Here is a 25,079-nt window from a genome sequence, read left to right on the forward strand (position 1 = left end):
GACCATGCGCCGCCTTGCCGTGTCATTCGTGGTGGCTGCCATGCTGCTGTCGCCGTGTGCGGCGCGGGCGGGAACCAGTCTGCTGGTAGATGACGCCGGCACCCTGCCGGATGGCCGCTGCCAGCTCGAATCCTGGCTGCGCTTGCGCGGCGGTGGCGAGGCCACGGCCGTGCCGGCCTGCGGCCTGGGCGGGGTGGAGTACAGCCTGGGCGGCAGCGCCAACGCCGGGGCGCCGTCGGGGCCGTGGCTGAGCGCTGGCCTCAAGCGCACGCTGCGCGACATGGACGAAGCCACCCCGGGCGTCGCCGTTTCGCTGGGCGGCAGCTGGCGCCGCTCCGATCACCGCCTGGCGGCGGGCACGGCCAACCTCGTCGTCAGCCTGCCGCTGGATCCGTCCTGGACCGTGCACGTCAACATGAGCTGGAACACCGCACGCGGCGGGCCGCCGTGGCCGGGCGGCGGCGTGGGCATGCAGTACGCACTGGGAGCGCACTGGAGCGGCCTCGCCGAGCTCTATGCCGCGCGCGGCGCCGGTGGCACGGCTCAGGCCGGGCTGCGGCGGTCGTTTGCGCGCGGTCTCAGCTTCGAGCTGCTCGCCGGCCACGACCGCGACGGGCACTGGCTCACCTTCGGCTTCAACTACGCGCCGGGCGACTCCTGACGGCCGGGCGAGCGGCGCCGGCGTCAGTCCGCTTCCAGCGTGTCATCCGTCACCGCCGCCCGCGTGGCGTAGCGCTGCGCCACCACCGCGCACACCATCAGCTGCAACTGGTGGAAGATCATCAGCGGCAGCACCAGCGCGCCGAGGCCGCCGAGCTGGCCGGCGAACAGGATTTTCGCCATCGGGATGCCGCTGGCCATGCTCTTCTTGGAGCCGCAGAACACGATGGTGATCTCGTCCTCGCGCGAAAAGCCGAGCCGGCGCGCGGCCCAGCTCAGCGTCGGCATCACCAGCGCCAGCAGCAGCGCGCACATCGCCAGGGTGGCGAGCAGCGCCGAGACCGGCGTGTCGCGCCACAGGCCGCCGACCACAGCGGCGCTGAACGCGGTGTACACCACCAGCAGGATCGTGCCCTGGTCGGTGTAGCCGAGCAGCGGCTTGTGGCGGTCGACCCAGCCGCCGATCCAGCGTCGCGCGGCATGGCCGAGCGCAAACGGCAGCAGCAGTTGCAGCATGATGTCCAGCACGCCCCGCCACGAGGCGCCGCCGCCGTGGCTGGCCAGCAGCAGGCCGACCAGCAGCGGGGTCAGCACGATGCCGATGAGGTTCGACATCGACGCGCTGACCACCGCGGCGGAGACGTTGCCGCCGGCGATCGAGGTGAACGCGATCGACGACTGCACGGTGGACGGCAGCGTGCAGACGAACAGCACGCCGAGGTACAGCTCCGGCGTCAGCAGCACCTGTCCGAGCGGCCGCAGCGCCAGCCCCAGCAGCGGGAACAGTACGAAGGTGCCGGCGAATACGGTCAGGTGCAGTCGCCAGTGGGTCAGCCCCTGCATGATCGCCGCGCGCGGCAGCTTGGCGCCGTGCAGGAAGAACAGCAACGCGATCGCCGCATCGGTGATCGCGTCGAAGACCTGCGCGGTGCCGTCGCGGCAGGGCAGCAGCGAGGCCAGCGCCACGGTGGCGAGCAAGGCGAGGGTGAACTTGTCCGGACGGACGCGGCGCGGCGACATGTGGAACCGCTCAATCCAGCCCGCAGCGCGTGCGCCGCCGATGCTTCCACCACAGCACCAGTACGGTCAGCAGCAGCAGCCCGATCAGCACCCACAGGCTGCTCTGGCCACGGTGCATCCATTTCACCAGCCACTCGTGGTTGTTGGCGCCGAAGTAGCCCAGGTAGACCCAGAACGGCACGCTGATCAGCGCCGCCATGGTGTCGATCAGCAGAAAGCGTAGGAACGACACCCGGTGGGTGGTGCCGGCGGTGAGGTAGACGGTGGTGCGCATGCCGGGCAGGAAGCGCGCGAAGAACAACATGCGGTTGCCGTAGTGGTCGAACTTCTCCTGCACCTTGACGTAGCGCGACGGGGTCAGCACGCGCGCCACGAAGCGCCATTGCAGGATGCGTGCGCCGTAGTGGTGGCCGAGCAGGAAGATGGCGCAGTCGCCCAGCAGCACGCCGAACATGGTCAGTGCGAACATCACGTGCACGTTCGCGTAGCCGAGCCCGGCGATCACGCCGCCGGCGACCAGGGTGATGTCTTCCGGCAGCGGCAGGCCGGCACCGCAGATCATCAGCGCGATGAACACGGCCACGTAGCCGTTCTCGGCGAAGATCGTCACCAGTTGCTGCAGCAGATCCATCAGTGTCCTTGCGCTTGGTGCGGATCCTGCCCGGCCGCAGCCCGGCAGGATCCCGCAGCCGGATGGAATCCGGCGGCCGGTGCAGGGCGGGCGGGCAGGCGGCACATCATCGCGGTCAGGCCGAGGCCACCGGCGGCCGCACGCGGGCAGCCAGCAGCTCGCGCAACTCCGTCTTCTCGGAGGGGTCCAGCGCCGCCTCGCGGCTCTTCGCGGTGAGTGCATCGCGGCGCTGGGTGATGGCCTGGTCTTCCATCCGCGCCAGCGCATCGAAGAATTCGCTGCGCTGCGCCTCCAGCTCGCCCACCGCCAGCGCCGCCATCAGCTTCTGCAGCGAAGGGTATTCCGGCCGCTCGGCGAAGTGCTCCACCAGCATCGCGGAGTTGATGCCGGGACGCGCGCGTGCGAGGTCGAGCAGTTCGGCCAGCAGTTCCACGCCGGGCTTGTCCAGGCGCAGGAAGCGGTAGGGCTTCTCCACCTGGTCGGCCATGCCCGGCTGCGCCAGCAGCAGCGAGATCGCGCTGCGCACCAGGCTGCGCTGCACTGCCGTGGGTCGCTGCATGGCGCGGTGGGCGGCGGGGTCGGCCTGCAGCACCGCGCGGGCACCGCTGCGCTTCTCCAGCTCCTGCGCCATCAGGTCGCGGAACGCGCCGTCGGGCAGTTTCGCGATCAGCGGGCGCGCGCGCTCGGCCAGCCGGGCGCGGCCGTCGAGGCTGGCCATGTCGACGTCGTGCGACAGTTCATTGAAGAAATAGTCCGACAGCGGCATCGCGTCCCTGATGCGTTGCTCGAAGCCGGCCTTGCCTTCCTTGCGCACCAGCGAATCCGGATCCTCGCCGTCGGGCAGGAACAGGAAGTACGCCTGGCGGCCGTCGCGCAGCCGCGGCAGCGCGGATTCCAGTGCCTTCCACGCCGCCGCGCGGCCGGCGCGGTCGCCATCGAAGCAGAACACCACGTCCGGCGCGGCGCGGAACAGCACCTCGGTGTGCTCGGGCGTGGTCGCCGTGCCCAGCGTGGCTACCGCAATCGGCAGCCCGGCCTGGTGCAGTGCGATCACGTCCATATAGCCCTCGACCACCACGATGCGAGCCAGCGTCGGGTTGGCCTGCTTCACCTGCCACAGCGCGAACAGCTCGCGGCCCTTGTGGAACAGCGGGGTTTCCGGCGAGTTGAGGTACTTGGGGCCGTCGCTTTTGCGCGCGTCCTGCGTGCGAGCATCAGGCGCCGGCGATCCCTCGCCGGACCGTTCGATAATCCGCCCGCCGAACGCGATGACGCGGCCGCGGCGATCGAGGATCGGAAACATCAGCCGTTCGCGGAAACGGTCGTACTTGCTGCCGCGCTCGCTCGAGGCGACCATGCCGGCCTCGTTCAGCAGCTCCATCCGCCGCGGCGTGTTGCCCAGCGCCTTGATCACACCGTCGTAGCCGGCCGGCGCCCAGCCGAGGCGGAAGCGCCGGATCGTCTCCGCGTCCAGCCCGCGCTTCCTGCAGTACGCCTGGGCGTCGGCATTGCGCGGCAGCTCGCCCTCGTACCAGGCCGCGGCGGCGTCGAGCAGCGCGTAAAGGTCGGTCTTGTCCTCGCGCGGCGCCGCCTCGCGGCCGCCCTCGCGCGGCACGGTCAGGCCCACCGTCTGCGCCAGTTCCTCCACCGCGTCCGGAAACTCCAGCCGCTCGTAGTCCATCAGGAACTTCACCGCGCTGCCGTGTGCACCGCAGCCGAAGCAGTGGAAGAACTGCTTGGCCGGGCTGACATAGAACGACGGCGTACGCTCGTTGTGGAACGGGCAGCACGCGGTCCACTCGCGCCCGGCCTTCTTCAGCGGCACGCGCCGCTCGATCACGTCGACGATGTCGACGCGGGCAAGCAGTTCGTCGATGAAGCTGTCGGGAATCAGGCCGCGCATAGACCGCCTAGTCTAGTCGGTCGCCGCCGGGGAGGCTCGGGCGGATTGCGCTGGGCTGAGGCGAAATGTCGCAGGCAGGGCGGCGAGCAAGCCTAGAACAGGCTGATCACGCCGATCAGCGCCAGCACGGCCAGCAGGAACAGGATCACGAAGCACGCGAACAGCACCTTGGCGATGGTGGCGGTCACGCCGGCGACACCGCCGAAACCGAGCCAGCCGGTGACCAGCGAAATGATGGCGAAGATGATGGCCCACTTCAGCATGCGTTTCTCCTGCAGCGACGATCGCCCGTGCGGCGGGAGCCGCGAGTCAGGCTGTTGTAGCGGGACGGGCGTGAACGCGATGCATGGCGCCTTGCCAGTGCGGGCGCGGCGCGGCAAGCTTCCAGGCCGGCGCCGGGAGTGACGAATCATGGTGATCAGTACGGTGATGATGCTGAGGCAGCGCGCGATTGTGCGCGCGTTCGAGCGGGCCGCCGCCACTACCGCGGCAACCGCCTGCACGGCGCAGCAGCTGGAACTGAAACCGGGCATGGCCTGGCACCGGCTGGTCGTCCTTGCGGTGCTGCGTTGCCCGGGCGAGGGCCGCTATTTCCTCGACGTGGCGAACTGGCAGCGGTTGCGCCGGCGTCGCCATTGCATCGCGCTGGCGGTGGTCGCCGGCGTGCTGGTGCTGCTGGGGTTGCTGCTGGTGGCCGGCACGCTCAGCCGGCCAGGCGCGCCTTGATCTTGCCCGAGACCACGCCCATGTCGGCGCGGCCGGCGGCCTTTTCCTTCACCGCGGCCACCACCTTGCCCATGTCGCGCGGCGAGCTGGCGCCGGTGTCGGCGATCGCGGCGCTGATCAGGGCATCGATCTCGGCGTCGCCGAGCTTGGCCGGCAGATAGCCCTCGATCACCGTCATCTCGGCGCGTTCCACGTCGGCCAGGTCCTCGCGGCCGGCGGCGGCGTACTGGCTGACCGAGTCCTTGCGCTGCTTCAGCATCTTCTCCAGCACGCCGAGCAGCTGCGCGTCGTCCAGCTCGATGCGCTCGTCCACTTCGCGCTGCTTGATCGCCGCCAGCATCAGCCGGATCACGCCCAGCCGCTGCTTGTCGCCGCCGCGCATGGCGGTCTTCATGTCTTCGGTGATCTGCTGCTTGAGCGTCATGGCGGGAGCCTCGGGATCGGGTGGGTCATTCTACGGAAACGACAAAGCCGGCGTTGTCCTGGGGACAACACCGGCCGAGGTCGAATCCGGAGTGCTTGCGGCGGCTGCGAGAACCCGCGCCGACCGTGTTTCCTGCATGCGCCGCGTGAAGACGCGGGCGGCCCGCCGATGAACGGCGAGCGGAAACTCAGTACAGGCGGACCTTGCGCGAGACGTCGCGCGACAGCCGGCGCAGGTGGCGCTTCACCGCGGCGGCACGCTTGCGCTTGCGCTCCTGGGTCGGCTTTTCGTAGAACTCGCGCTTGCGCGTTTCAGCCAGCACGCCGGCCTTCTCGCAGGTACGCTTGAAACGACGCAGTGCGATCTCGAACGGCTCGTTCTCGCGAACTTTTACGTTGGGCATGGAAACTCCGAGTGGTAATCTGCCCCGATGACGGGACTGTTGAACAGGGCGAGCCGCGAAGTATACCGTGGAAACTGACGAACTTTCAAAGCCCGTGCTGGGCATCGAGACCTCCTGCGACGAGACCGGGGTGGCGCTGCTGCGCTGGGAGCCGGACGCGCCGGGCCGCGGCCTGCTGGCGCACACCCTGTACAGCCAGATCAAGCTGCACGCCGACTACGGCGGGGTGGTGCCGGAACTGGCCAGCCGCGACCACGTGCGCAAGCTGCTGCCGCTGATCCGCGAGGCGCTGGCCCAGGCCGGCTTGGGCGTGCGCGACCTGGGCGGGGTGGCCTACACCGCCGGCCCCGGCCTGGTCGGCGCCCTGCTGGTGGGGGCCTCGGTCGGGCGCGCGCTGGCCTGGGCGCTGGGCGTGCCGGCGATCGGGGTGCACCACATGGAAGGCCACCTGCTGGCGCCGCTGCTGGAGGCCGATCCGCCGGAGCCGCCGTTCGTGGCCCTGCTGGTTTCCGGCGGTCACTCGATGCTGGTCGAGGTCAAGGCGATCGGCCGCTACACGATCCTGGGCGACACCCTGGACGACGCCGCCGGCGAGGCGTTCGACAAGACCGCCAAGCTGATGGGTCTGCCCTACCCCGGCGGCCCGGCGCTGGCGAAGCTGGCCGCGCAGGGCATGGCCGGCGCGTTCCGCTTCTCCCGCCCGATGACCGACCGGCCGGGGCTGGATTTCAGCTTCTCCGGCCTGAAGACCCAGGTGCTGCTGGCCTGGCAGAAGTCGGATCAAGGCGAGCAGACCCGCGCCGACGTCGCCCGCGCATTCGAGGAGGCGATCGTCGACACGCTGGTCATCAAGTGCCGTCGCGCGCTGGAGGCCACCGGCACGCAGCGGCTGGTGATTGCCGGCGGCGTGGGTGCGAACCGCCACCTGCGCAGCGAGCTGGCCAAAGCCGGCGAAAAGGATGGTTTCCGGGTGTATTTCCCGCGGCTGGACTTCTGCACCGACAACGGCGCGATGATCGCGCTGGCCGGCGCGATCCGCCTGGCCAGCGGCCAGCGTCAGGACGAGACCGTGCAAGTGCGGCCGCGCTGGGATTTGCAGAGCCTGCCCGCCGCCTGAGGCTTGCCGGTGCCACTCCCTCCCCTGCTTGCAGGGGAGGGTTGGGGTGGGGTGATTTGCAGCAAGAGCCTCACCCCCTCCCAGCCTCCCCCTGCAAGCAGGGGGAGGCGAGAATCACCATTGAGTGCGCCCGGGCAACAGCCCCTTCAACTCGGCCTCGGTGAGGTTGCGCCACTGGCCGACCTTGAGGTGGCCGAGCTTCACGTTGACGATGCGCACGCGGCGCAATTGCGTGACCCGGTAGCCGAACGCGGCAGCCATCAGGCGGATCTGCCGGTTCAGGCCCTGGGTCAGCACGATCGAGAAGCCGAACCTGGCGATGCGGCGGGTGCGGCAGGGTCGGGTCATCTGGCCGTGGATGCGCACGCCCTTGGCCATGCCGGCCAGGAATTCGTCGGTGACCGCCTTGTTCACGCCGACCAGGTATTCCTTCTCGTGGTGGTTTTCCGCGCGCAGGATCTCGTTGACGATGTCGCCGTTGCTGGTCAGCAGGATCAGCCCTTCGGAATCCTTGTCGAGCCGGCCGACCGGGAAGATCCGCTGCGGGTGGTCGACGAAGTCCACGATGTTGCCGGACACGCCCGGATCGGTGGTGCAGGTGATCCCGACCGGTTTGTTCAGCGCGATGTAGACGGCCTTCTTCGCCGCCGGCGTGGCGGCCAGCATGCGCGCCTTGACGATCTCGCCGTCCACGCGCACCTCGTCGCCGTCCAGCGCCTTGGCACCGGTGGTGACTACCGCGCCGTTGATGCTGACGCGCCCGGCCAGCAGCAGCTCGTCCGCCTCGCGGCGCGAGCACAGGCCGGTTTCGCTGATGTATTTGTTGACGCGCATTTCCACCTTCGATGCAGGGGTGCACCCTGTGCGCGATGGCTCTTCGTCACGTCATGCAAGAGCGTCGCGCACAGGGTGCGCCCCTGCAGCTTTTTCAGGAGCGCAGCCCCACGCCGCGCTTGAGCAGCTGCAGCGCGAACACGGTAAGCGCCGCCACGAAGCCGAGCATCACCACGAAGGCCCAGCCCACGTGCACGTCGCTGATGCCGAGCACGCCGTAGCGGAACGCGTTGACCATGTACAGGATCGGGTTGGCGCGCGAGATCGCCTGCCACGGCTCGCCCAGCATCGTGACGGAATAGAACACGCCGCCGAGGTAGGTCAGCGGAGTGAGGATGAAGGTAGGCACCAGCGCGATGTCGTCGAACTTCTTCGCGTACACCGCGTTGACGAAGCCGGCCAGCGAAAAGATGGTGGCGCCCAGCAGTACCGAGGCGAACGTGATCAGCGGGTGCATCACGTGCAGGTCGGTGAAGAACAGCGCGATGACCAGCACCAGCACGCCGACCACCAGGCCGCGCACCACCGCGCCGGCCACGTAGCCGGTGAGGATCACCCAGTTCGGCATCGGCGACACCAGCATTTCTTCCACCGCGCGGCTGAACTTGGCGCCGAAGAACGAGCTGGAGATGTTGCCGTAGCTGTTGGTGATGATGCTCATCATCACCAGTCCCGGCACGATGTACTGCATGTAGCTGAAACCGCCCTGGATGCTGCCGATGCGGCTGCCGATCAGCTTGCCGAAGATCACGAAGTACAGCGTCATGGTGATCGCCGGCGGGATCAGCGTCTGCGTCCAGATGCGCATGATGCGCACGATCTCGCGGCGCACGAGAGTGTTGAGGGCGACCAGGTTGGCGGCGGCGTTGCGGCTCATGCGGCGCGCTCCCGGCCCGGTTCGTGCCGGCCGTTCTCCACCAGCCGCACGAACAGCTCCTCCAGCCGGTTGGTCTTGTTGCGCATCGAGGTCACTGCGATGCCGTGCGCGGACAGCGTCGCGAACAGCGAATTGAGGTCGTGCGAGCGGGCCATCTCGGCCTCCAGCGTGTGGTCGTCGCGGCGGCGCAGGGTGACGTTGGGAATGCTCGGCAGCTCGGCCGGGATGGTGGTCACGTCCAGCACGAAGGTTTCCACGTCCAGCGTCGCCAGCAGGCGCTTCATGCTGGTGTTCTCGATGATCGTGCCGTGGTCGATGATCGCGATGTTGCGGCACAACGACTCGGCCTCCTCCAGGTAATGCGTGGTCAGGATCACCGTGGTGCCGGCCGCGTTGATGGCGCTGACGAACTGCCACATCGAGCGGCGGATCTCGATGTCGACGCCAGCGGTGGGCTCGTCGAGGATCAGCAGCCTGGGCTCGTTCATCATCGCGCGGGCGATCATCAGCCGCCGCTTCATGCCGCCGGACAGCGTGCGTGCCTGCATCTGCGCCTTGTCCCACAGGCGCAGCTCCTTCAGGTATTTCTCCGCGCGCTCGGCGGCGATCTTGCGCGGGATGCCGTAGAAGCCCGCCTCGTTCACGCAGATGTCGAACGGCTTCTCGAACTGGTTGAAGTTGATCTCCTGCGGCACCAGTCCGATCAGCCGCATCGCCTCGCTGCGCTGCCGGTTCACCGAGATGCCGAATACCCGCGCGTCGCCGGAAGTGGAGTTCACCAGCGAGGACAGGATGCCGATCAGGGTGGACTTGCCGGCGCCGTTGGGGCCGAGCAGGGCGAAAAAGTCGCCGGGCTGCACGGTCAGGCTGATGCCCTTCAGCGCCTCGACGCCGTTGCCGTAGGTCTTGCGCAGGTTGTCGACGACAAGCGCCGGGGCCTTATCTTGAGACTGCGGGGACATGGGCTGCACCGAGGGGGTTAGCCCTTATTATAGCGGGCTACGTCCCGTCGTCCGGCCCTGCCGGACGGCACACACCGTTTCCGGAACCCGCCCCATGGCCGACCACTTCCAGCTCCGTCTCGTCGACAGCCGCATGCTCGCGCCCGCGGTGCGCCACATGGTGTTCGAGCGCGTCGACGGCCAGCCATTGGTGTTCCAGCCCGGGCAGTTCCTGCAGGTGCATTTCCACTACGACGACGGCACGGCAACCAAGCGCAGCTATTCGATCGCCACCACCGGCGACGGCAGCTCGCCGGGCGCGTCCGTGACCGTCGGGCGCATCGAGATCGCGGTGAGCTACGTCGACGGCGGCGCCGCCACCAAGCTGCTCGGCGAGCTGCCGGTCGGCGGGGTGATCGATGCCAGCGGCCCTTACGGCCGCTTCTGCCTGCAGGAGGCCGACACCCACCCGCGCTACCTGCTGCTGGCCACCGGCACCGGCGTCACCCCCTACCGCGCCATGCTGCCGCAGATCGAGAAGCTGCTGGCGCAGGGCGGCCGCGACGTGGTGCTGCTGTACGGCGCGCGCAACGAGGGCGAGCTGCTCTACGGCGAGGAGTTCGAGGCGTTCGCCGGCACCCACCCCGGCTTCGCCTTCCATGCCTGCCTCAGCCGCGAGGCCCGCGCGCTGCCCCGCCCCACCGATCGCTACGGCTACGTGCAGAACGTGCTGACCGAACTGGCCCCGCATGCCGAGCGCGACATCGCCTACCTGTGCGGCAACCCGAACATGGTCGACGCCGCCTTCAACACGTTGAAGGAGTTCGGCCTGCCGGTGCCGCAGATCCGCCGCGAGAAGTACGTTTCCTCGCGCTGATAAAGCTGGCCGCTTCCGCGCCGATATGACATCTGGCCACGCCTCACGCCATGAGGGGCGGGCCGATGACGGTGTTTCCCGCGCGCGTCATCTCACGCGCAGCTCACGCGGGTAGGGGTAAATCGACGGCTCGACAGGTGGCTGCGGCGTAGTTCGGCCCCGACCCGCCATTAACGTGACGCCCGTCACGTTTTCCGGCGTCGGCGGGCTCAAGCCGGTAAAGCTCGGGCGGAGCGCGCCGAAAGCCACTCAAGGAACCCCGTCATGGCCGGGGCACCTGGAGAGGTGAACGGAATGAAATGGTCAGTCGGTTTGTGGGCGGGGCGTCGCCTTTGCCGGGAAGCCATCCATCGCGCATTCGGTCGCGGAGGACAGGCCGGCGGGTCGGCGCTCGTCCCGATGCTGCTTTCCGCTTTTATGGCAGTCATCGCCCTGGTCTCGTTTCCTTCCGTCGCTGGTCAAGCTACGGCCAGTTTCCGGATCTCGGTGACCGTGGTGGCCTCGTGCAGCGTGCAAACCCAGCCGCTGACCCTGGCGCCTTACACCACTGGCGGTGCGGCCACAGGCACGGCATCGCCTGGCTCCATTGATGTGACGTGTGCGCGGGGTACGCCCGCAGCCGTCTATCTCGAGGGCGACCGCACCATGCGCAGCCAGTCCGGCGTCCGCATGGCTTACGAACTGCGCGCCAACGGCAACCTCTGGCCGGCTGGCGAGGCGATCCATGTCAAGGGGCTTGGCCCCACGGCAATTCACCTGGCCGTTTCGGGCTCGGTGCCCGCTGGGCAGAAGGTCCCGTTGGGCGATTACGAGGATACGGCGGTGGTACGCGTGGTCTATTGACGAGCGCGAATGAGATTTGCCGAGTATCCGTCAGTAGTAAACGTACACCGTGACGGCGTCGAAATAGTCGCCAGGCGTCGCAGAGCCTTGACCGGGCGGAATCTTGCCGCACACGGTAAACATCTGCGACGGCTGGGTGCCGGTTTGCGTATCGGTGCCGTCGGTATTACCCCACTCCGTACTGCAGTTTCCGCGGTACAGCTGGTACGGAACGTAGTCGCTGTGCGTGGGGCCACCGCGCATGCGCCGGGTGGTGCCATCCCAATTCTTGCCATTGTCCAGGCCGACGCGATAGCCGGTCTCGCTCACGCAACTGACCGTAAGCGTGGTGGTGGCGGTTGCATTGCTGGGGTCACCGTCGAGTCCGCCGAAATCCAGGGGATTGGTGGCGACTTGGCAAGTCGGAACCAGGTTGGCCAATACCTGAAAACCGCTGATGGTGCCTCCACCCGAAGCGTTGTTGCAGCCAGTGTTCGCCGGTCCCGTGTCGAAGGCTACGTCGCCGTTGCCGTAAGTGGCGCTGTATGGGCCGGTCTTGTTCGTTGTCCAGCTGATGCCTTGGCTACTGTCGATGGCGGCGTAGATCGGTAGCGTGATGGGAGCTGATGTGCCATTGGCAGGCACTGCCACGGTGCCGATGTAAGGCGTGCCCCATTTGCCTGGCGTGTTGTACTTGCTGCCCCAGGCTTGGGTATTGCCGGCATCTTTGTAGAGCTGATAATCGAGCGAGCCGTTTTTCGGTCCGCTCATGGATCGCTGACTGGAACCCCCGGGATTGCCGATGCTTATGCACACGTCGATGTTTTGCGGAGCCGATGAGGCGTTCGTGCAGTAGTAGGTCAGGAAACCCGTGGTATTCAGGTTGACGTCGCTGTTGAAGTTCCAATAGTAGGTAAGTCCGGCGGTCGGGTCGGCGTTGCCGAAATTGATGCTGGTCGTGATCGCCGCGCAAGTGATGCCGGGCACGCTGGCCTGTGCGGTGCGCAATGGCGCCATGCTGGCGGGAGCCAGCCACTGGCAGGCGACGAACAGCACGCCCAGCCACAGGCAGATATGGATGCGACGGTTCATGGCGCCCCCTTCTTGGTGCAGGTAAGCGGCCCGATCTGCGGGATGCCGTCACCCTGCCTGCGATAGTCGAATCCGGTGTTGCAGGTGCCGCCTTCGGGCAAGCTGACCTCCAGCACGTTGTGCTTGTCCAGCGTGTCCAGGTATACCGCGCCATCGAAGCCGACCAGCGCCGGGTCGCCGGCCTGGCCGCGCAGGCGCACCTGGCTGCCCAGCGGCAGCGGCTTGCCCGCGTCGTCGCGCAGCAGCACCGAGGCAGCGCGCACCGGGGTGATGCCGAAGCTCACCAGGGTGCCGGCGCGGTCGACGGGCGTGGCGTTGGTGTCCACGTGGCCGATGCGCACGTCGGCCGGCAACTGCATCGGGTCGATGCTGAGCTTGTTGTTCTGGTACGCATTGAGCGGTGTCACCAGCAGCAGGCCATGCCGGTCGGTATGGCCGACCAGATTGTTCTCCAGCTTCACTGGCACGTCGGGGATGCCATCGGTGGAGACCAGCGCGAAGCCGTTGTAGATGCTGCGCGCAGCGAACGCGTGGCCGTCCATCAGCACCAGCGCGCCGCTGGCGCCGGCGTAGGCGCTGCTGCTCCCGCCGAAGTTCACGAGACCGGCCTGCGCCTGACCGTAGCGGCCCAGGTAATCCAGTTCGGCCAGGCCGCCATGGCTGCCGTCGCCCTGTTGCGTTTGTGTGCGCCAGCCGAACCCGCCGTCGGTGGGCAGCGAGCGGGAAATGCTGGCATCGAACAGGTTGCGATTGCCTTGACGCTGCACGCCGGCGCTCATGTAGGTCCGCGCATCGAAGGTCAGGCTGAAGCTCAGGAAGACGCTGCGGTCGCGCGACACGTCCAGGTTCTGGTTGAGGTTCAGGCTGATCGAAGCGCTGCGACCGAGCGACTTGTACCAATAGCCGCTGGCGTAGCGGCTGGTCTGTTCCAGGTAGCGCAGGTGCACATAGCTGACGCCGAAGTTGCCGAAACCATCGGTGCTCATGCCGGCCTGCGCGCTGGCGCTCAACCGCGGCGACGGACTGCCGTACAGCGCGGCCACGTCGCGGTAGCCGCTGCTGCTGCGGGTGCCCTGCACGCCGAAGTTGAAGCGGCTGTTGATCCACTGATAGCCGAGACTCAGCTGCGAGCCGTCGAGCCCGTCATGCTGGCTGCGTGCCATCGAGCCGGACACGATGCCTGCATGGCCGAGCAGCCAATCGCCGCCGACGCCGGCGTTGGCCAAGCCTTGCGTGACCTCGGCGTGGGCGCTGGCGGTGAACTGGTCGGTGAGGCCGAGGCGCCAGCTGCCGCTGGCCATCGGGTCGCGGCTGTACGAGAACGACCGCAGGCCGTAATCCTCGCGCACGAAGCCAAACCCGACCGACCAGTCGGTCAGCCCTTTCTGCAGCAGCTGCTGGGTGTTGTACAGCGAGAAGTCCACCGTGGAGACGCGGCCCAGCGCGTCAGTCAACACCAGCTGGGCATTGCCGGCGCCGCTGATGCCCGGTACCGCGTTGAGCTGGAACGGGCCGACCGGCACCTGGCCGCTGTACTGCTTCATGCCGTTGACGTAGAGCTCCACCTGCGAGGGCAGCGTGGCCTGGCCGAGGAATTGCGGCAGCGGCGCGGTGACGCGATAGGGCTGCAGCGCGAAGTTGGTGCCGAACTGCACGCCGCCGATGCGAGTCGGACGCGACCACGCGGTGGCGCCGGTCAGCGTGTCGCCCACATCCATGGTGAGCATCCGTTCGGGGAACGACATGCTCCAGGTCGTATCCAGGCGAACCGAGCGGCCATGCCAGTCGCCACTGGTACGGCTGGTCTGCGAAAGCCCGGTGCTGCTCAGCGTGCCGGCGCCGCCGAACACACGCAGTTCCGTGTACGCGCTCGCGCTGGCACCTCCCTGGGTGTCGCGCGTGGCGTAGATGTCGTAGTTGAGCAGCGCGCCGGGCGAGGCGTTGGCGTGGGGAACCGAGGCGCTCTGTGCGTTGAGCACGCTGGTGGACAGATGCAACAGCTTTAGCGGCACGGTCAAGGTCGCGGACTGCTGTTCAGCGTCGTAGCGCACCTGTACGCCCGGCAAGCTGTCCAGGCGGACGGGATCGGGGCTGTCCGTCGGCAGCATGAAACCCAGCTGCTGCAGCGTCGCCCGCGTGGCCCACAGCGTGCCGTCGCGGTAGCCGAGATGCACCAGCCCCCGCTCGGTGCCGTTGATGATCAGGTCGAGGTACAGATCGGTGGCGTCGATGGTGGCCATCGCACCTACCGGATCGGCCGCCAGGGCCGAGCCGTCCACGCTGTCGGGGCTGCTGCGGGCCGCGTCTGCCGCCGTCGCGCGCGTGGCGATGGCCAGCAGGCAGGGCAGCAGTAGCGACTCAGCGAGCGCGATCGGCCAGCGGGAGCGTTTGCGTGGCCTGCGCGCCATTGATCGCTGCCTCCAACGTGCCGTTTTCAGCGAAGAGCGAAGCCGGCTGCTTGAGCGGCCAGCGCATGGTGGCGCCGGGAAGGACATAGCCCAGCAGGCCGCCGGCGATGGTCGTGCGCTTGCCCTTGTCACTTACGTAGATGAGTTCGGCCAGCTGCGCGTGGCCGGTGCCGGTGTTGGACACCACCAGTGTCATGCGGTCGCCATCACGCTGCAGCTGCCAGCGCAAGTTGACCGTTGCGGCCGCCTCGCCCTGGGGCTCGACGAACACCGGCACCGAATAATGCAATACGAACTGCAAGCCGCGCTTGCCCGGTGTGTGCACCGGCAGTTCATCGATGGCCAGACGATAGGCAGCTTCCACGGCGCCGTTGCCGGAGGGCGGCGCACCGATCCGGATCACCCGGATCAGCTGCCGGCCGCCCGGCTGAATACCAAGCATCGGTGGACTGATCACCAGCTCCTGCGAGGGCGCCAGCTGGTCCGTACCATTGACCTGTGTCCAGCGATACACGCGCACCTGCGCGTGTATCTGGTCGGTGCCGGTATTGCTGAGCCACAGTCCGTCGGCATGCTGCGCGGGCTGCAAGGTCAGCGAAACCGGCGCAACCTGCAGGCCACTGGCCCACGCGCCGGCACCGACCAAGGCCAGGCCGGCGCACAGCAGCAGCCTGCACAGCGGGCGATTGATCATCGACTCAGTAAGCCACGCTGACAGTGACGGTGTCGGTGTAGGTATCGGGCTGGACGTTCAGGTTGGTGCCCAGCACCTTGCCGTAAACGGTGTAGTTCTGCGCCGTGCCGTTGCCGACGACGAGGCCGTTGGTGGCGCTCAGCGTGTTGGCGCCGTTGCCCCAGGCGGTGGTGTCGCCGCTGTCCTGATACAGCGCGTAGGCGATGGTGTCGGTGTTGCCAACGATGCCGCCCTTCATGGAACCTGTGCCGTCAGCGCTGTTGGAAGTCGGCGTCAGGTCGACGCTGTAGGCGGTCTTCTTCGAGCAGGTGACGTTGATATTGCTGGCGGACGTGGTGAGGTCGCCGGTCGAGTTGGCGTCGGTGCTGCCGAAGTCCAGCGCGGCGCCCGTGGAAACGGTGCAGGCCTTGTTGATCTTCAGCTTGACCTGGAAGGTGCTGGTGGCCGGATTGGTGGCGGCACCGGCGGGGAAGACAAAACCGCCCAGAGCGAATACGGCGGCGGCAAGCAGGGTTTTCTTGAACATCATGACGATTCTCTCCGGGTGGATTTGAGGAACTGGCGCAGGGCCATAAGCAAGCGGCATGCCAATATCAGCATGTAAACGGTTACGTCAGACACCAGGCCGCTCGCGGGAAGGCGGGATTTGAGGCTGGGCAAGGGTTTCGCATGTTTTGTCAGTCTTCCCTGACAAAAATCGGCACTTCAAACTGCGAACTATGTCACTTATTCGATACGCAGTCATCATCCCGTTTTCACATTTCGCGACCGTTTGCGCACCGGCTGGGGCCGTCTTGTAAAGCGTCCTTGACATTTGCCGGGAAGGTTGTCTAACCTGCAATTGTCAAGCTCGCTTGACATGGCGGCGGCGGATCGCCAGGCGCGCAGGGGTGCCGGCGGTCATCTGGAATCACTGGTGAGGACGGCGACATGGCGCGTTTTACCGAAGGGCGTTACCGGCGCCGGGTGGCGCTGGCGATGGTGCTGTATGTCGTGGTGCTGCTGCTGGCGTGGCCGCTCGTTCGCGGCACCGCCAGCCTGCCGCTGCGGGTCGTGCTGGCACTGCTGCCGACGCTGCCGGTGTCCTACGTGATCTGGCAGATGGCGCAGCGGGTGCGGCACGGCGACGAGCTGGAGCAGCGCACGCACCTGATCGCGCTGGGGGCATCCACGGCCGTCGTGGGCGTGGCCAGCCTGGTCGGCGGCTTCCTGGCGGCGGCGGGCGTCGTGCCGCTGGATGGCTCGATCCTGCTCTGGGTATTTCCGCTCATGGTGGTCGGCTATCAAGTGGCGCGATGGTGGGTGGTGCGCCACTACGGCAACGAACCGACCTGCGCCGGCGACGATGCCGGCATGGCGCTGCGCTGGCGCCTGTTGCTGGTCGCCGGCCTGGTTGCCGTGCTGGGGTGGCTTGCCTGGCGCCGTCAGGACGCCTTCGACACCGGGATGTTCGTGGGCATGGCGGCAGCGGCGGTGCTGGTCGTGCTGGTGCAGGGCATCCTCCATTGGCGCCGCCGCCGCGCCGCTGGCGCGCCGCCCCGTGACGCCTGAGTCCTTGCTCGCCGCCACCACGGGAGCCCGCCATGCGTACCGTCCATAAACGCTACCTGTGCGAATTCCTCCCGGCGATGCTGGCCTGCGTGGTGTTGATCGTGTTGTCGGGCTTGCTGCTGTTGGCGGATGTCGGTTCGCAGGTGCGCGGCGGGGCAGTGGCGATCCGGGCGATGCCGTGCCTGTTCGTGACGTTCGGCCTCGCCATGCTGCTGGTCGTCTGGGGCTACCGCCGCCATGAATAACCGCATGCGCGAACTGCGCGGCGAGCACGGCTGGTCGCAGGCCGATCTGGCCGAGCAACTGGATGTGTCGCGGCAGACCGTCAACGCGATCGAAACCGGCAAGTACGACCCCAGCCTGCCGCTGGCGTTCAGGATCGCGAAATTGTTTGGACGTCCGATTGAATCGATTTTTGACCCAGGGAGCAGCAGGTGAGCATGAAACCCGGAGCACGCATCGGTGCGGCGGTCGCCATCGCGGTGGCGATCTTCATGGCCAGCCAGAGCGCTCGGCATCGCGAACAGAACAAGGATCAGGGGCCGCCGGCAGCCGCGAGCGCGGCTTCGCCGGCTGTCGCCGTGAAGGTGACGCCGGCCAGGCCGGCCACCTGGCAACTGGGTGCCGTCACCCTGGCGGCATGCGAACTGGCGCAGCCGAACAGCGGGCTCAGCACGGCGGCGTGGTGCGCCGAATTTCCGGTGCCGGAGAACCGCGCCGATCCGCACAGCCGCACGATCAGGCTGAAGCTGGCGGTGCTGCGCTCGCGCGCGCAGGTGGCCAGCCCGGACATGCTGGCCTTCCTCGCCGGCGGCCCCGGCCAGGCGGCGACCGACTCGGCCGGCCTGGTGGCGTCGGTGCTCAAGCCGCTGCTGGCGCATCGCCACGTGCTGCTGCTGGACCAGCGCGGCACCGGCGGCTCGAATGCGCTGGACTGCAAGGCGTCCGCGGAGGCGGCGACGCCCGCCGACGACAGCACGTTCGACGCCGGCAAGCTGCGCGCCGCCGCCGCCGAGTGCCTGAAGCAGCTGGCCGGTCACGCCGATCCGCGCTACTACACCACCACGGTCGCCGCGCAGGACCTGGAGGACGTGCGCCAGGCGCTCGGCGCGCCGCCGCTCGACCTGCTCGGCGTGTCGTACGGCACGCGGATGGCGCAGCAGTACCTCAGGCGCTTCCCGGACGCGGTGCGCAGCGTGGTGCTGGACAGCGCGGTGCCGAACGCGCTGGCGCTGGGCGAGGATTTCGCGCGCAACCTGGACGACGCACTGAAGGCGCAGTTCGCCCGCTGCACCGCCGAGCCGGCCTGCAAGAAGCAGTTCGGCGACCCGGACCAGACCTTGTACCAGTTGCGTGATGCGCTGCGCGCCAACCCGCACCAGGTCAGCTTTCGCGACCCGCAGAGCTACCAGACGGTGAAGCGGATGCTGGACGAGGACTCGCTGGCCAGCGTCGTGCGCATGTTCGCCTATACGCCGGCCACCGCCGCCTTGCTGCCGCTGTCGATCGACGCGGCCGCCCGCGGCGACGTCGGCCCGCTGCTGGGCCAGGCCAAGCTGCTGTCCGGCGAGCTGTCCGAACTGATGGGCAGCGGCATGCAGTACTCGGTCATCTGCAGCGAGGATGCCGACCTGCTGACGACGCGCCCGCAGGATGCGCAGACCATCCTGGGCACGCGCATGGTCGATGCGCTGAAGGCGGTCTGCTCGGTGTGGCCCAAGGGTACGCGGCCGGCCGATTTCCATGCGCCGCTGAAGACCGACAAGCCGGTGCTGCTGCTGGCTGGCCAGTACGATCCGGTGACCCCGCCGCGCTACGCCGAGGCGGTGGCGAAAGGCCTGCCGAACGCGCGCGTGCTGACGCTCAAGGGCCAGGCGCACAACGTGATGGCGGCCGGCTGCACGCCGCAGCTGATCCAGCGTTTCGTCGAGAAGCTCGACCCCAGGACGCTGGACGCGAGCTGCCTGGACCGGCTGCAGCCCACGCCGATCTTCATCGACTTCAACGGTTCAACCCCTTAAGGAGCGGCCATGATCGAGGTAAGGGATTTGCACAAGGCGTTCGGCACGGTGAAAGCCGTCGACGGCGTCAGCTTCAGCGCCCGCGACGGCGAGATCACCGGCCTGCTCGGCCCCAACGGCGCCGGCAAGACCACCACGCTGCGCATGCTCTATACGCTGATGACGCCCGACCGCGGCCAGGTGCTGGTGGACGGCATCGACGCGGCCGTCGATCCGCTGGGCGTGCGCCGTCGGCTCGGCGTGCTGCCGGATGCGCGCGGCCTGTACAAGCGGCTCAGCGCACGCGAGAACATCGACTACTTCGGCCGCCTGCACGGCCTGCCGGAGGAGCTGCTGGCGAGCCGGCGCGAGGCGCTGGTGAAGGCGCTGGAGATGGACGACATCGCCGACCGGCGCACCGAGGGCTTCTCGCAGGGCCAGCGGGTGAAGACCGCGATCGCCCGCGCGCTGGTGCACGATCCGCGCAACGTGATCCTCGACGAGCCGACCAACGGCCTCGACGTGATGGCCACCCGCGCGTTGCGCCAGTTCATGCGGCGGTTGAAGGACGAGGGCCGCTGCGTGCTGTTCTCCAGCCACATCATGCAGGAGGTCGCCGCGCTGTGCGACCGCATCGTGGTGATCGCGCACGGCCGCGTGGTGGCCGACGAATCGCCGGACGCGCTGCGCGCGCAGACCGGCGAATCCAACCTGGAGGACGCCTTCGTGAAAATCATCGGCAGCGAAGAGGGACTGGCGGCATGAGTACGAACCCGTCGAAAGCCCGGCGCGGCGGCGCCTTCCTCAGCGTGTTCCTGAAGGAAGTGACCGAGAACCTGCGCGACCGCCGCACCCTGATGAGCGCGTTCCTCACCGGCCCGCTGCTGGGGCCGCTGCTGTTCGTGATGCTGATCAACCTCACCCTGAACCGCGAACTGGACAAGGCCGAGAAGCCACTGTCGGTGCCGGTGATCGGCGCCGAGTACGCGCCGAACCTGCTCGACGCGCTGAAGGCCGGCGGCGTGGTGCCGGGCGCGCCGGTGGCCGACCCCGCCCGGGCCGTGCGCCAGCAGGACGCCGACGTGGTGCTGCGCATCGGCGCCGACTACGGCAAGGCCTGGCGCCGCGGCGAGCCGGTGCAGGTGGAGCTGTTCTACGACTCCTCGCAGCGCGAGGCGAACAGCTCGGTGGAGCGGGTCAGCCAGCTGGTCGAAAGCTACGCGCGCCAGCAGGGCGCGATGCGGCTGGTCGCGCGCGGCATGTCGCCGGGCACGGCCTGGCCGCTGCAGGTGGCCCGGCGCGACCAGGCCACGCCGCAGTCGCGCGCGGTGCTGATGTTCGCGATGCTGCCGTACTTTTTCGTCATCACCATCTTCATGGGCGGCATGTACCTGGCGATCGACCTGACCGCCGGCGAGCGCGAGCGGCAATCGCTGGAGCCGCTGTTCGCCAACCCGGTGGCGCGCTGGAAGATCCTGTGCGGCAAGCTGGCGGCGATCTGTGCGTTCTCCGTCGCCAGCCTGCTGATCACCCTGCTCGCGTTCGCCGTGGTGGGGCAGTTCATTCCGGCCGGCAAGATCGGCATGGAGCTGGATCTCGGGCTGCATTTCGCGACCTGCGTGCTGCTGCTGATGCTGCCGCTGGTGCTGCTGCTGGCCGCGCTGCAGTCGATGGTGGCGGCGTTCGCCAAGAGCTACCGCGAGGCGCAGACCTATATCTCGCTGCTGATGCTGGTGCCGATCATTCCCAGCCTGCTGCTGTCGTTCATGCCGATCAAGGCACAGGCGTGGATGTACGCGGTGCCGCTCTTGGGCCAGAACCTCGGCATCATGCAGCTGCTTCGCGGCGACGGCGTCAGCGCCGCGCAACTCGGCCTGTGCTTCGCCGGCACGCTGGCGGCGGCACTCCTCGCGGTGCTGGCGACTGCGCAGCTGTACCGCTCGGAGAAGCTGGCGATTTCCGCCTGACGCGCAGCTTGTCCCCCGGCCAGAGGCCTGTGCAGGAGCGCACCCTGTGCGCGATGCTTTCCGTCACGTGATGAAGCGCATCGCGTACAGGGTGCGCTCCTGTGTCTTTTCCAGGGGTGTCAACGTGGCGGCGCGGTCAGTTCGCGGGCGTCGAGGAAGCCGTCGCGTTTGCGGTCGAGCTTGTGGAACTGCCGGCGCAGGTTGTCCTGGTATTCCATGAGCGTGATCGGCGGGCCGCGGCCACCCGGCAATTCGGCGGTTTCGAGCATGCCGTCGCCGTTGCGGTCCATCGCCTGGAAGCCGCGGCCCATGTACGCCAGGTACTCGGCTTCGCTGACCCGGCCATCGCCGTCGCGGTCGAACATCTGCAGATAAGCCGCCCGGGTGTCCTGGGCCAGCGCCGCCATCGATGCCAGCAGCAGCGCCGCGGCAGCAGCCAGCCGCACGTTCAGCGGTGGCCGCCGTGGATGCCGATGAACTGCAGGAACTCCGCGCGGGTGCGCGCATCGTCGCGGAAGGTGCCGAGCATCTGGCTGGTCACCATCGACACGCCGCGCTTGTGCACGCCGCGGGTGGTCATGCATTCGTGGCTGGCGTCGATCACCACCGCCACGCCGGCCGGCTGCAGGGTTTCCTGGATGCACTGGGCGATCTGCGCGGTGAGCTTCTCCTGCACCTGGAAGCGGCGCGCGAAGCCGTCCACCACGCGGGCCAGCTTGCTGATGCCGACCACGCGGTTGGTCGGCAGGTAGCCGACGTGGGCGCGGCCGATGATCGGCGCCATGTGGTGCTCGCAGTGGCTCTCGAACTCGATGTCGCGCAGCACCACCATCTCGTCGTAGCCGTTCACCTCCTTGAAGGTGCGGCGCAGGTAGTCGCCCGGATCGGAGTCGTAGCCGGCGAACCAGTCGCGATAGGCCTTGACCACCCGCTTGGGCGTATCCAGCAGACCTTCGCGCGCCGGGTCTTCGCCGGCCCAGCGCAGCAGCGTGCGCACGGCCTCTTCGGCCTGTTCCTGGCTGACGTCGTTCGGGTTGCGCTGCTCGCTCATGTGGATACCTCGGGGTGTGCGGACTGGCCAGTTTAGCGTCCGCGTCATATCGCGTCTGCGTGGCAGTGGTTTCCTTTGTAAGAGCGTACCCCTGGACTTGATCTGGAAGTGCGCCCCTACGGGCTATTCGTCGTCGCTGTCGATTCCGAGTGCATTTTCATCGTCATCCGGCGTCGGTACCATGAGAGCCTGTGGGTCAGAAGGATCAGTGAAGCTATCGCTTGCGCCACCAACAGACAGCCTTCCGGGCATGCCTTTCTTGGGCTTGATGCCTAGCGCCCGCAGATTTTCTGCTTGGCGAACCAAACCACGGCTGGGATCGTTCAGCGCCTTTTCTGCATCCTGAGCCGCCGCGGTGGCCTTGGCCAAGCTGTCGTTGATGACCACAATATGTTCGCCAAACTTCCTTGCGGCGTCGTACATCAGCGTGCCGCGCTTGACGATTTTCTCCATGTTTTGCGTGGTTTTTTCCAGGCGCCAGATGTACTCGACCGTACGCAATACCGTAAAAAGCGTATTGGGAGAAACAAGCGCGATGTGGCGTTCCAGCGCGTATTGGGCCAGCTCCGACTCGGCTTCGCTGGCAAGCATGAGAGCGCTCTCGATGGGGACAAACAACAGCGTGAAATCCACGCTCTTGAGGTTGTAGAGCTTGGGGTAGTTCTTGTCCGATAGGTCCTTGATGTGTCGCTTGATGGAATCGCAATGATCCTTCAGCGCCCGCGTGCGTGCATCGTCGTCCTGGGCCGCTCCATAGCGCTCATAGGCCACCAATGACACCTTGGAGTCGATGATGATGGCGCGATCTTGTGGCAGATCCAGTACCACGTCAGGAACCAGCCTTGCGTTGGAACCTTCCTCGCGGTGACTAGCCTGCGCGCGGAAGTTAACACCTTCGCGCAGCCCGGCGAGTTCGAGCAACTTCAGCAAGACTTGTTCGCCCCAGATGCCCCGGGTTTTGCTTTCGCCACGCAGGGCGTCTGTCAATGACTGCGCCTTGGTGCCGATGTCCTGGTTGAGTTCGGTCAGGTGGCGAATCTGTGCAATCAAGCCCTCACGTGCGGTCAGATCAGCTTCCCGTGATTGCTCTACTTTCGACTTGAAGTCCTTGAGCGTTTCGCTGAAGGGTGTAAGCAGCGACGCCAATGTTTCCTTTTGTTGTTCACCAAGTTTCGCGCCCTTTTCCTCCAGCAGCGTGCCGGCCAGCAGCTTGAATTCCTTGGCCATGGCTTCCTTAGTGTCGCTCAGCAATTTGCCCGTTTCGATCTCGCGTTGCTTGGCTGACTCGATCTGTTGTTCCAATCGTGCATGGCTCTCAGCCAATGTTGATCTCTTGACGCCAAGCTCCTCGTAGCTTCGGTTTAGCGCTTCGAGCCGCGCCTGTGTGCTCGCATGTTGTTTTTCGCTGGCCTCTATCCGGCTTGCAAGGCCTGCGATTGTTTCCCGCCTTGTGGCGAGATCGTCGTTGGCTTCACGTAACTGCTGCTCCAGCACTGGGACGCGATGGGCGTCAACCTCGACTCGTGTAAGTTGTGCCGATAATGCTTCCTTTTCCCGCCGCAACGCATCTTCGGTTTTTGCAAATCGAGTCCGGAGCACCAGATAGACGATGCCCATACCGACCGCCAGGCCGGTGACGAAGGCTGACGTAGCTGGTAAAGAAAAGATGCTCAGGGGCATGGCTATGGCGTGTTCCCGACAGTGATTCAGCTCAGTGTACGTTGAGCGGCATGGAACGTTTTCCCGGGTCGATGCATCCAGTGTACGTCGAGCCGTCTCATCGGCTGCGTCCGGATTTCACGCTGCCGCTGCCAGAGCGGTGCATCATGGGCCGATACGTCGGCCTGGGAGAGCGTCATGGAACATGTTCACGATTACCTGATCATCGGCGGCGGCATGGCCGCCGATGCGGCTGCCAAGGCGATCCGCGAGGTCGATGCCACGGCGAACGTCGGCGTCGTCGGCGCCGAGGCACCGCCGCCGTATCAGCGGCCGCCGCTGTCCAAGGCGCTGTGGAAGGGCGACAAGTCGGTGGCCGACATCGACCTAGCCACCGCGCAAGGCGGCGCGACCTTGCACCTGGGCCGCCGCATCGAGTCGCTGGACCGGGTGGCGCGCATCGCGCGCGATGACTACGGCGACAGCTACCGTTACCGCCGCCTGTTGCTGGCCACCGGCGCGACCCCGCGGCGGCTGCCGTTCGATGGCGGCGAGCGGGTGATCCATTTCCGCACGCTGGACGATTACCAGGCGCTGCGCCGCTATGCCAAGCCCGGTGCCTACATTGCCGTGGTCGGCGGCGGCTTCATCGGCAGCGAGCTGGCGGCGTCGTTGAGCAGCGTGGGTTGCAAGGTGACGATGCTGTTTCCCGGCCCGGCGATCGGTGCCGGGCGTTATCCGGACGGGCTGAGCAGCTACCTCGACGACTACTACCGCAGCCACGGCGTGGATGTGCGCAGTGGCATCAAGGTGATCGGCGGCAGCAAGACCGACGGCGGCGTGGAACTGGAACTGTCCGACGGCGAGGTGTTGCGGGTGGAAGCGGTGGTGGCCGGCCTCGGCGTGACGCCCGACACCGCGCTGGCCGAACAGGCCGGCCTCACCGTCGACAACGGCATCGTGGTCGACGGCCACCTGCGCAGCAGCGATGCGGACATCTGGGCCGCCGGCGACGTGGCGAATTTCCGCAGCGCGGCGCTGGATCGACGTCTTCGCGTCGAGCATGAAGATGCGGCGGTCAGCATGGGCCGGCTCGCCGGCCGCGCGATGGCCGGTGTCGAGGAGGCGTACACCACGCTGCCGTTCTTCTATTCCGACCTGTTCGATCTCGGCTATGAAGCAGTCGGCCTGCTGGATACGCGACTGGAGGTGGTCGAGGACTGGCGCGAGCCGAATCGCGAGGGCGTGGTGTATTACCTCGAAGCCGGCCGCGTGCGCGGCGTGCTGTTGTGGAACGTATGGGACCAGGTGGATGCCGCGCGCGAGTTGATCGCGCAATCCGGACCGTTCGACGCGGCGTCGCTGCGCGGGCGCCTGCCGCGCACCACCTGAAACATGCGGTGTGCCGCAGGCGCATCCACT

At 67.2% G+C, this 25,079-nt stretch carries 28 protein-coding genes; 12 read left to right on the forward strand and 16 right to left on the reverse strand.

Translation table 11 applies throughout. The annotated features are described in order from the left end of the window. Positions 1 to 4 precede the first annotated feature (4 nt). Positions 5 to 661, forward strand: a complete 657-nt coding sequence (locus RHOOR87_RS0109225; protein WP_007514051.1) for a hypothetical protein — start codon at positions 5 to 7, stop codon at positions 659 to 661. Between the two features lie 23 nt (positions 662 to 684). Here RHOOR87_RS0109225 and RHOOR87_RS0109230 read toward each other — a convergent pair whose 3' ends face one another. The 4 genes from RHOOR87_RS0109230 to RHOOR87_RS19815 form a co-directional block, all read right to left on the reverse strand. Further along, on the reverse strand, positions 685 to 1,680 hold the full coding sequence (locus RHOOR87_RS0109230) for a bile acid:sodium symporter family protein (RefSeq protein WP_007514050.1): 996 nt from the start codon (positions 1,678 to 1,680) through the stop codon (positions 685 to 687). 10 nt (positions 1,681 to 1,690) lie between these two features. Beyond that, positions 1,691 to 2,311, reverse strand: a complete 621-nt coding sequence (locus RHOOR87_RS0109235; protein ID WP_007514049.1) for a DedA family protein — start codon at positions 2,309 to 2,311, stop codon at positions 1,691 to 1,693. A gap of 115 nt (positions 2,312 to 2,426) precedes the next feature. Further along, positions 2,427 to 4,214: a DNA primase gene (gene dnaG, locus RHOOR87_RS0109240; protein ID WP_027484857.1), complete on the reverse strand. Its 1,788-nt coding sequence runs from the start codon at positions 4,212 to 4,214 to the stop codon at positions 2,427 to 2,429. Positions 4,215 to 4,306: 92 nt separating this feature from the next. Then, positions 4,307 to 4,477, reverse strand: a complete 171-nt coding sequence (locus RHOOR87_RS19815) for a DUF1328 domain-containing protein (protein ID WP_007514046.1) — start codon at positions 4,475 to 4,477, stop codon at positions 4,307 to 4,309. 148 nt (positions 4,478 to 4,625) lie between these two features. On the opposite strand from RHOOR87_RS19815, the gene RHOOR87_RS0109250 reads away from it, so the two are divergent. Continuing rightward, entirely contained in the window at positions 4,626 to 4,940 is a 315-nt protein-coding gene (locus RHOOR87_RS0109250) for a hypothetical protein (protein WP_007514044.1), read from the forward strand. On the opposite strand, the gene RHOOR87_RS0109255 is transcribed toward RHOOR87_RS0109250, so the two are convergent. Both RHOOR87_RS0109255 and rpsU read right to left on the reverse strand, forming a co-directional pair. Next, positions 4,918 to 5,364 carry a GatB/YqeY domain-containing protein gene (locus RHOOR87_RS0109255; protein WP_015446568.1) on the reverse strand — a complete coding sequence of 149 codons (447 nt, stop codon included), beginning with the start codon at positions 5,362 to 5,364 and terminating at the stop codon, positions 4,918 to 4,920. The two genes, RHOOR87_RS0109250 and RHOOR87_RS0109255, sit on opposite strands and share 23 nt — an antisense overlap. Before the next feature lie 187 nt (positions 5,365 to 5,551). After that, positions 5,552 to 5,767, reverse strand: a complete 216-nt coding sequence (gene rpsU, locus RHOOR87_RS0109260; protein WP_007081639.1) for a 30S ribosomal protein S21 — start codon at positions 5,765 to 5,767, stop codon at positions 5,552 to 5,554. A gap of 67 nt (positions 5,768 to 5,834) precedes the next feature. Between rpsU and tsaD the strand changes: the two genes are divergently transcribed. Continuing rightward, entirely contained in the window at positions 5,835 to 6,884 is a 1,050-nt protein-coding gene (tsaD, locus tag RHOOR87_RS0109265) for a tRNA (adenosine(37)-N6)-threonylcarbamoyltransferase complex transferase subunit TsaD (protein ID WP_015446569.1), read from the forward strand. A 114-nt stretch (positions 6,885 to 6,998) separates the two neighbouring features. Here the strand turns inward: tsaD and RHOOR87_RS0109270 are convergent, their stop codons facing one another. From RHOOR87_RS0109270 to RHOOR87_RS0109280, 3 genes are all read right to left on the reverse strand, one after another. Next, complete coding sequence (locus RHOOR87_RS0109270; protein ID WP_015446570.1) at positions 6,999 to 7,718, reverse strand: pseudouridine synthase; 720 nt, start codon at positions 7,716 to 7,718, stop codon at positions 6,999 to 7,001. A 94-nt stretch (positions 7,719 to 7,812) separates the two neighbouring features. Beyond that, positions 7,813 to 8,595 (reverse strand): ABC transporter permease, encoded by a 783-nt coding sequence (locus RHOOR87_RS0109275; protein WP_015446571.1) that lies wholly within the window; start codon positions 8,593 to 8,595, stop codon positions 7,813 to 7,815. Beyond that, the gene (locus tag RHOOR87_RS0109280; protein WP_015446572.1) at positions 8,592 to 9,557 is read right to left on the reverse strand and encodes an ABC transporter ATP-binding protein; all 966 of its coding nucleotides are present in this window, start codon (positions 9,555 to 9,557) and stop codon (positions 8,592 to 8,594) included. The genes RHOOR87_RS0109275 and RHOOR87_RS0109280 overlap by 4 nt, the downstream gene beginning before the upstream one ends. Positions 9,558 to 9,651: 94 nt before the next feature. On the opposite strand from RHOOR87_RS0109280, the gene RHOOR87_RS0109285 reads away from it, so the two are divergent. Both RHOOR87_RS0109285 and RHOOR87_RS0109290 read left to right on the forward strand, forming a co-directional pair. After that, entirely contained in the window at positions 9,652 to 10,413 is a 762-nt protein-coding gene (locus RHOOR87_RS0109285) for an FAD-binding oxidoreductase (protein ID WP_027484858.1), read from the forward strand. Positions 10,414 to 10,707: 294 nt separating this feature from the next. Then, complete coding sequence (locus RHOOR87_RS0109290) at positions 10,708 to 11,256, forward strand: spore coat protein U domain-containing protein (protein WP_231381754.1); 549 nt, start codon at positions 10,708 to 10,710, stop codon at positions 11,254 to 11,256. 30 nt (positions 11,257 to 11,286) lie between these two features. Here the strand turns inward: RHOOR87_RS0109290 and RHOOR87_RS0109295 are convergent, their stop codons facing one another. The 4 genes from RHOOR87_RS0109295 to RHOOR87_RS0109310 are packed head-to-tail and all read right to left on the reverse strand — an operon-like array spanning position 11,287 to position 15,958. Next, entirely contained in the window at positions 11,287 to 12,327 is a 1,041-nt protein-coding gene (locus RHOOR87_RS0109295; protein WP_007514021.1) for a spore coat U domain-containing protein, read from the reverse strand. Further along, the gene (locus RHOOR87_RS0109300) at positions 12,324 to 14,735 is read right to left on the reverse strand and encodes a fimbria/pilus outer membrane usher protein (protein ID WP_007514018.1); all 2,412 of its coding nucleotides are present in this window, start codon (positions 14,733 to 14,735) and stop codon (positions 12,324 to 12,326) included. Before RHOOR87_RS0109300 ends, RHOOR87_RS0109295 begins: the two co-directional genes overlap by 4 nt. Further along, a complete protein-coding gene (locus RHOOR87_RS0109305) occupies positions 14,686 to 15,429 on the reverse strand; it encodes a molecular chaperone (RefSeq protein WP_007514016.1) in 744 nt (247 codons plus the stop codon). Before RHOOR87_RS0109305 ends, RHOOR87_RS0109300 begins: the two co-directional genes overlap by 50 nt. Positions 15,430 to 15,433: 4 nt before the next feature. Further along, positions 15,434 to 15,958 (reverse strand): spore coat U domain-containing protein, encoded by a 525-nt coding sequence (locus RHOOR87_RS0109310; RefSeq protein ID WP_007514014.1) that lies wholly within the window; start codon positions 15,956 to 15,958, stop codon positions 15,434 to 15,436. A gap of 401 nt (positions 15,959 to 16,359) precedes the next feature. On the opposite strand from RHOOR87_RS0109310, the gene RHOOR87_RS0109315 reads away from it, so the two are divergent. The 6 genes from RHOOR87_RS0109315 to RHOOR87_RS0109340 are packed head-to-tail and all read left to right on the forward strand — an operon-like array spanning position 16,360 to position 20,947. Continuing rightward, positions 16,360 to 16,980, forward strand: a complete 621-nt coding sequence (locus tag RHOOR87_RS0109315; RefSeq protein WP_007514012.1) for a hypothetical protein — start codon at positions 16,360 to 16,362, stop codon at positions 16,978 to 16,980. Between the two features lie 32 nt (positions 16,981 to 17,012). Further along, positions 17,013 to 17,225, forward strand: coding sequence for a hypothetical protein (locus tag RHOOR87_RS0109320; RefSeq protein WP_007514010.1), 213 nt, complete (start codon positions 17,013 to 17,015; stop codon positions 17,223 to 17,225). Continuing rightward, entirely contained in the window at positions 17,218 to 17,418 is a 201-nt protein-coding gene (locus tag RHOOR87_RS0109325; RefSeq protein WP_027484860.1) for a helix-turn-helix transcriptional regulator, read from the forward strand. Before RHOOR87_RS0109320 ends, RHOOR87_RS0109325 begins: the two co-directional genes overlap by 8 nt. Before the next feature lie 2 nt (positions 17,419 to 17,420). Then, a complete protein-coding gene (locus RHOOR87_RS0109330) occupies positions 17,421 to 19,001 on the forward strand; it encodes an alpha/beta hydrolase (RefSeq protein ID WP_027484861.1) in 1,581 nt (526 codons plus the stop codon). Between the two features lie 9 nt (positions 19,002 to 19,010). Further along, positions 19,011 to 19,745: an ATP-binding cassette domain-containing protein gene (locus tag RHOOR87_RS0109335; RefSeq protein WP_007514002.1), complete on the forward strand. Its 735-nt coding sequence runs from the start codon at positions 19,011 to 19,013 to the stop codon at positions 19,743 to 19,745. Beyond that, the gene (locus RHOOR87_RS0109340; protein WP_007514000.1) at positions 19,742 to 20,947 is read left to right on the forward strand and encodes an ABC transporter permease; all 1,206 of its coding nucleotides are present in this window, start codon (positions 19,742 to 19,744) and stop codon (positions 20,945 to 20,947) included. The genes RHOOR87_RS0109335 and RHOOR87_RS0109340 overlap by 4 nt, the downstream gene beginning before the upstream one ends. Positions 20,948 to 21,066: 119 nt before the next feature. Here RHOOR87_RS0109340 and RHOOR87_RS0109345 read toward each other — a convergent pair whose 3' ends face one another. From RHOOR87_RS0109345 to rmuC, 3 genes are all read right to left on the reverse strand, one after another. After that, positions 21,067 to 21,393 carry an EF-hand domain-containing protein gene (locus tag RHOOR87_RS0109345; RefSeq protein WP_007513998.1) on the reverse strand — a complete coding sequence of 109 codons (327 nt, stop codon included), beginning with the start codon at positions 21,391 to 21,393 and terminating at the stop codon, positions 21,067 to 21,069. A 2-nt stretch (positions 21,394 to 21,395) separates the two neighbouring features. Further along, positions 21,396 to 21,998 carry a GTP cyclohydrolase I FolE gene (gene folE / locus RHOOR87_RS0109350; RefSeq protein ID WP_007513996.1) on the reverse strand — a complete coding sequence of 201 codons (603 nt, stop codon included), beginning with the start codon at positions 21,996 to 21,998 and terminating at the stop codon, positions 21,396 to 21,398. Between the two features lie 123 nt (positions 21,999 to 22,121). Then, the gene (rmuC, locus tag RHOOR87_RS19135; protein WP_081491662.1) at positions 22,122 to 23,678 is read right to left on the reverse strand and encodes a DNA recombination protein RmuC; all 1,557 of its coding nucleotides are present in this window, start codon (positions 23,676 to 23,678) and stop codon (positions 22,122 to 22,124) included. Between the two features lie 177 nt (positions 23,679 to 23,855). Here rmuC and RHOOR87_RS0109360 point away from each other — a divergent pair, with 177 nt between their 5' ends. Beyond that, positions 23,856 to 25,049, forward strand: a complete 1,194-nt coding sequence (locus RHOOR87_RS0109360; protein WP_007513991.1) for an FAD-dependent oxidoreductase — start codon at positions 23,856 to 23,858, stop codon at positions 25,047 to 25,049. Positions 25,050 to 25,079: the final 30 nt, after the last annotated feature.

This window comes from Rhodanobacter sp. OR87 (assembly GCF_000473345.1).
Lineage (GTDB): Bacteria > Pseudomonadota > Gammaproteobacteria > Xanthomonadales > Rhodanobacteraceae > Rhodanobacter > Rhodanobacter denitrificans.

Excerpts from the sequence above, each read along its gene's own strand:
- rmuC (WP_081491662.1), bottom strand. The coding sequence starts at position 23,678 with ATGCCCCTGAGCATCTTTTCTTTACCAGCTACGTCAGCCTTCGTCACC.
- folE (WP_007513996.1), bottom strand. The coding sequence starts at position 21,998 with ATGAGCGAGCAGCGCAACCCGAACGACGTCAGCCAGGAACAGGCCGAA.
- RHOOR87_RS0109305 (WP_007514016.1), bottom strand. The coding sequence starts at position 15,429 with ATGATCAATCGCCCGCTGTGCAGGCTGCTGCTGTGCGCCGGCCTGGCC.
- RHOOR87_RS0109255 (WP_015446568.1), bottom strand. The coding sequence starts at position 5,364 with ATGACGCTCAAGCAGCAGATCACCGAAGACATGAAGACCGCCATGCGC.
- RHOOR87_RS0109285 (WP_027484858.1), top strand. The coding sequence starts at position 9,652 with ATGGCCGACCACTTCCAGCTCCGTCTCGTCGACAGCCGCATGCTCGCG.
- RHOOR87_RS0109360 (WP_007513991.1), top strand. The coding sequence starts at position 23,856 with ATGGAACATGTTCACGATTACCTGATCATCGGCGGCGGCATGGCCGCC.
- RHOOR87_RS0109230 (WP_007514050.1), bottom strand. The coding sequence starts at position 1,680 with ATGTCGCCGCGCCGCGTCCGTCCGGACAAGTTCACCCTCGCCTTGCTC.
- RHOOR87_RS0109310 (WP_007514014.1), bottom strand. The coding sequence starts at position 15,958 with ATGATGTTCAAGAAAACCCTGCTTGCCGCCGCCGTATTCGCTCTGGGC.
- RHOOR87_RS0109340 (WP_007514000.1), top strand. The coding sequence starts at position 19,742 with ATGAGTACGAACCCGTCGAAAGCCCGGCGCGGCGGCGCCTTCCTCAGC.
- RHOOR87_RS0109315 (WP_007514012.1), top strand. The coding sequence starts at position 16,360 with ATGGCGCGTTTTACCGAAGGGCGTTACCGGCGCCGGGTGGCGCTGGCG.
- RHOOR87_RS0109300 (WP_007514018.1), bottom strand. The coding sequence starts at position 14,735 with ATGGCGCGCAGGCCACGCAAACGCTCCCGCTGGCCGATCGCGCTCGCT.
- RHOOR87_RS0109330 (WP_027484861.1), top strand. The coding sequence starts at position 17,421 with ATGAAACCCGGAGCACGCATCGGTGCGGCGGTCGCCATCGCGGTGGCG.
- RHOOR87_RS0109320 (WP_007514010.1), top strand. The coding sequence starts at position 17,013 with ATGCGTACCGTCCATAAACGCTACCTGTGCGAATTCCTCCCGGCGATG.
- RHOOR87_RS19815 (WP_007514046.1), bottom strand. The coding sequence starts at position 4,477 with ATGCTGAAGTGGGCCATCATCTTCGCCATCATTTCGCTGGTCACCGGC.
- rpsU (WP_007081639.1), bottom strand. The coding sequence starts at position 5,767 with ATGCCCAACGTAAAAGTTCGCGAGAACGAGCCGTTCGAGATCGCACTG.
- RHOOR87_RS0109225 (WP_007514051.1), top strand. The coding sequence starts at position 5 with ATGCGCCGCCTTGCCGTGTCATTCGTGGTGGCTGCCATGCTGCTGTCG.
- RHOOR87_RS0109275 (WP_015446571.1), bottom strand. The coding sequence starts at position 8,595 with ATGAGCCGCAACGCCGCCGCCAACCTGGTCGCCCTCAACACTCTCGTG.
- RHOOR87_RS0109250 (WP_007514044.1), top strand. The coding sequence starts at position 4,626 with ATGGTGATCAGTACGGTGATGATGCTGAGGCAGCGCGCGATTGTGCGC.
- RHOOR87_RS0109290 (WP_231381754.1), top strand. The coding sequence starts at position 10,708 with ATGAAATGGTCAGTCGGTTTGTGGGCGGGGCGTCGCCTTTGCCGGGAA.
- RHOOR87_RS0109235 (WP_007514049.1), bottom strand. The coding sequence starts at position 2,311 with ATGGATCTGCTGCAGCAACTGGTGACGATCTTCGCCGAGAACGGCTAC.
- RHOOR87_RS0109325 (WP_027484860.1), top strand. The coding sequence starts at position 17,218 with ATGAATAACCGCATGCGCGAACTGCGCGGCGAGCACGGCTGGTCGCAG.
- RHOOR87_RS0109270 (WP_015446570.1), bottom strand. The coding sequence starts at position 7,718 with ATGCGCGTCAACAAATACATCAGCGAAACCGGCCTGTGCTCGCGCCGC.
- RHOOR87_RS0109335 (WP_007514002.1), top strand. The coding sequence starts at position 19,011 with ATGATCGAGGTAAGGGATTTGCACAAGGCGTTCGGCACGGTGAAAGCC.
- RHOOR87_RS0109280 (WP_015446572.1), bottom strand. The coding sequence starts at position 9,557 with ATGTCCCCGCAGTCTCAAGATAAGGCCCCGGCGCTTGTCGTCGACAAC.
- dnaG (WP_027484857.1), bottom strand. The coding sequence starts at position 4,214 with ATGCGCGGCCTGATTCCCGACAGCTTCATCGACGAACTGCTTGCCCGC.
- RHOOR87_RS0109295 (WP_007514021.1), bottom strand. The coding sequence starts at position 12,327 with ATGAACCGTCGCATCCATATCTGCCTGTGGCTGGGCGTGCTGTTCGTC.